Origin of the sequence: Bradyrhizobium sp. th-b2 (assembly GCF_000426785.1) — a bacterium.
GTDB lineage: Bacteria > Pseudomonadota > Alphaproteobacteria > Rhizobiales > Xanthobacteraceae > Bradyrhizobium > Bradyrhizobium septentrionale.
In genome coordinates, this window is the sequence record NZ_AUGA01000186.1 from 1 (window position 1) to 3,645 (window position 3,645).

At 55.0% G+C, this 3,645-nt stretch carries 2 protein-coding genes; one reads left to right on the top strand and one right to left on the bottom strand.

Features of this window, described 5'->3' with window-relative positions:
- The coding region (locus tag K359_RS0147260; protein WP_305728200.1) for a formyltransferase family protein at window positions 1–1,721 on the bottom strand (1,721 nt) is incomplete at its 3' end.
- 898 nt (window positions 1,722–2,619) lie between these two features.
- On the opposite strand from K359_RS0147260, the gene K359_RS56430 reads away from it, so the two are divergent.
- Window positions 2,620–3,486 carry a hypothetical protein gene (locus K359_RS56430; protein WP_156929122.1) on the top strand — a complete coding sequence of 289 codons (867 nt, stop codon included), beginning with the start codon at window positions 2,620–2,622 and terminating at the stop codon, window positions 3,484–3,486.
- Window positions 3,487–3,645: the final 159 nt, after the last annotated feature.

A 3,645-nucleotide genomic window follows, 5' to 3' on the forward strand; every position in this document is an offset into this window, starting at 1 on the left:
TTCGGCGCCTGGCGCACCTGCGCCTCAAACAGCTCATGGATGCACTGCTCCACAGGATACGGCGCCGCCGTCCGGTTCAGCTCCTCCAGCAGATACGCGCGCTCAGCGGATGACAAGAGTTCAATCCGCCCCACCGGCTGCCGCGGATCTGCCTTCACAGCACATAGCAAATTTTGCAAATGCTGGGTCATACGGTCGATATGCTTGGGCTCCAAGCGACTTGCATCAAAGTGCCATCGAAAGCTGCCATCTAGAGCGCAAACCTCAAATGTTAACGCCTCACCGGGCAGGGCTGCCTCAGAAGTCGGGCTCGAAGCTAGGTCACCAGTGGCAGACTCGCCACTTACAGTAAGCATAACGCCAACGGGCCAGGGCCGGCGCAATCGTAACGCCTCCATACCGAGCAACGTTGGGCAGCGCGCGATAAGATCTCGCGCGAAGCTATCCTGCTCCTTCAGCTGAGCGAATTCGGCCGCCACCACCGTGCGCGCCTCTGCAAAATCATTGTCGAGATCGATGGTAATTGCCATCGGCACAACAGAAGCGACAAGCACCTCGAGCGCTTTCAAGCCCGCTCGCGATCCACTCGGCGCGGGAGTCCATCCCAATTGAAGCTCTAATTCTCCCGTGATGCGGGCTAGGTAGATCAGCCAAGCCGTTAGCAAGAATTCCGTGCGATTACTGGGAGACAGCTCAGCCAAAGCACCTGGAATTCGCCATGAACTCAACTGCCATTGAGGTGCAGCCAAAGCTACTGAACACGACAAAAAGGAAAGCTGGGATGTTTTGAACTGTTCAAGCCGCCGTCGCCAAAAACTCTCACGAGGCGCCAACATTTCATGCGCGACCGTTATGCTCCGCGCCTCGTCATCGCTCAGAATCGGGAGGCGGTCGCCTACATGGGAATCAGAACGCCTCGCGAGTGCCCGCGCATCCAGAGCCTTACCATCCAAGCTGCTAAGCCAAACATCAACATCCTCTGTCCCTGTCGCCACACGCCAGTGGCTGGGGTGGATCTCAACTAAAGCCCCCGCAGCAAAACCCGAGCGCCGAGCCGTCACCTCCAAGCGCTTGACGACGACAACGTCATCGCCTACGAGAGCCTTGGACAACCCCAATGGATTGGTATGATACGGGCCAAAGTCTAAGGCGCGCGTCATCGCTTCCAGATCTTGTGCGGATCGATCCCATCGCAGACAGCCCGCAGCATCTGGGCGTCGACCTTTCGGGAAAAAGCTTCGGTCCGCTAGCGCTTGCGGACGAGCACTAAGCTCTCCATTTGTTAAGCCAGTTAGAAGCTCGCGGAAGCCATCGATAGCAGCCTCATAACATTTGAGATTCAGCGTCAGCGCAGTATCGCTCGTCGCAATCAACACTTGGCGTTGGACGACCAGCTCACCAGTACCAACACCGTGATCGATACGATGCCACGTGATGCCATGTTCGGTCTCACGGGCAGGAAGCGCCCAAGACGTCGCATGAGTTCCGGCATATCGCGGCAACGGACCGTCGTGGTAATTGAAAGCGCCTCTACGCGCTTTCCCAAACACATCTGCTGGCAATATGAACGGATTGGCAACGGAAAATATCCACTCGACTGGCTCGGCGTTGAGCAGCGCAGATAGCTCTTCAATGCTCGTCACACACAAGATATCGGCGAGAGCGGCCCAATCGCGGAATATGGCGTCGGCACACAGCGCCGCCCGGATCACGTGGCCCATCTCCATCACTAGCTGAGCACATCTAACAGCTAGCGTACCACCACCAACAAAGATGCAAGAGCCAACCGGTGTAGCAAGTTTCATCTGAACTCTTAGACAGGGGTTACGATGAAGGCCGTAACGGATCACCCCGCATTTCAAGCAATCGACATACCAATGACGTACTGCGAGCGTTTCCTGAAGAAATAACGCGCGCCTCGCTCGGAATGCCGCCGTCGGACTTGGGACATCGACGTCCTGAACCAGACACAGCTCAGCACAACAATACGGACGTTATTGGCGACGATCACCGCATGGGCGTCCGCAAAGTCGTCGGAAGATCTGCAACAGCCGCCGTCATCACCGCGCGTACAGCAGAATCTCCTTGGCGCTCACGTTAAGTAACGGACGCGCCAATGACCTTCTGCGAGCTCATTCTGAAGAAAACAATTCGCTTCTCGCCGGGCTGCCAGAATTTTGCCGTCATGCCGTCGGGCTTGGGACATTAACGCCTTGAACCGAACAGAGCTCAACACAACAGCACGCGCCGTCAACAGCGACGACCACTCAAGATCGGGCGCCCGCGCCTTGCCCGGATTGCCTTTGCGAGCCAAAATGCTCGCCGCTGCTTTCTCCAGGTGGTCTGCTCGTCGAGTGAGAGAGGGTCCTGCGGCAGGGATTCCGCTCGATGTTGCAAAGTTCGCCACGCATCGCGTTTTCGCAGATTGGCCGGGGCTCGGCACTAAGTAGCGTTTTCGCTTAATGCCCGCTGACGTCTGTGGCACGGCCCTTGCTCGTGAGGCGACGAATGCGACGAAGAACGGGTCCACGGCGAATGTCGCAACCACAACTGACTCCTGATCTCTCACATCGGCGCATGCTGTTGACCCTTGGGTGCAGCGGCTTGGATGTGACTTGCGTGATCGAGGCACTCAGTCGAGACTGTGTCATTTTGATTCGTAATGTCTCACCGAGCGAGTCGGACGGCCTCGTACATCAAATTGCCGGTGAACTGGGATTGCAAAAAAAGCTAGAGCTGGAGGCCGGCTTTTCCGATTTTCTTGGTCACCGACGGCGGATCAACAAATACTTCATGAGCGTTAATTCCCGAGATGATTATCAGTTTGTCACCCCGCATTCCGAAGGAGATAGAATATCTAATATGCAGTTGTCGTGCTTTTATTGTTTCGAGAATAGTAAAGACGGAGGAGAAACAATCCTATTGAACATCGACGACACAAGTGAGGCATGGGGACTTTTACGAGAAAAAACGACAAAAATATTACCTGGATCAAAGCCATTGTCTCGGGGCATGATCACTCGTGCAAAAGCACTTTATCGTCTGAGCTCGCCGGATGACTATTTGGTACCAGATGACCAAATAGTAGCCGAGGTGAAATCCGAGATCCCGGGCCTTTTGCTGGCGATTGTTATGGCAAGGCCGAAAAGAAGCTTTTCCCTTCTCCTAGGGCGGGATGTGAATGTCCTTTGGGATAACATTGGTAGTGTTGACCAAAGCTGTCTTCACTTTTTCGTTCGGATGTTGCAGGAGCGAGAACTTCTCAAGTTCCCGCCGAACGGTTTTGAGTTGCACCAACTGGACCCCGTTAATGCAGGACGGAGCTGGTGTTCAGGCGCCGATTACGAGAAACTTTTTTGTGACGAGATTATTCTCAAGCTAAAACCAGGGGACCTTGTTATTCTGAACAACCTAACTTGGGCGCATGCGGTGAACAATTGGACATCGGCACCGGGCACTCGAAGGATAGCCGTGGCATTGGCCTAGCGTATTGTTGTTAGCGTTGAGATGATATTGGGCGAGCGCGACCAAGTCGGATTCCTTGGCGACATCTAGCCCGTCTTATTCGTCAGAGGGCGCCTGAGAGGCTGGCGAGCGTGGTGTAAAGCGCTGATGCGGCGTAGGATTCGGTTGCAAAGCCAACCC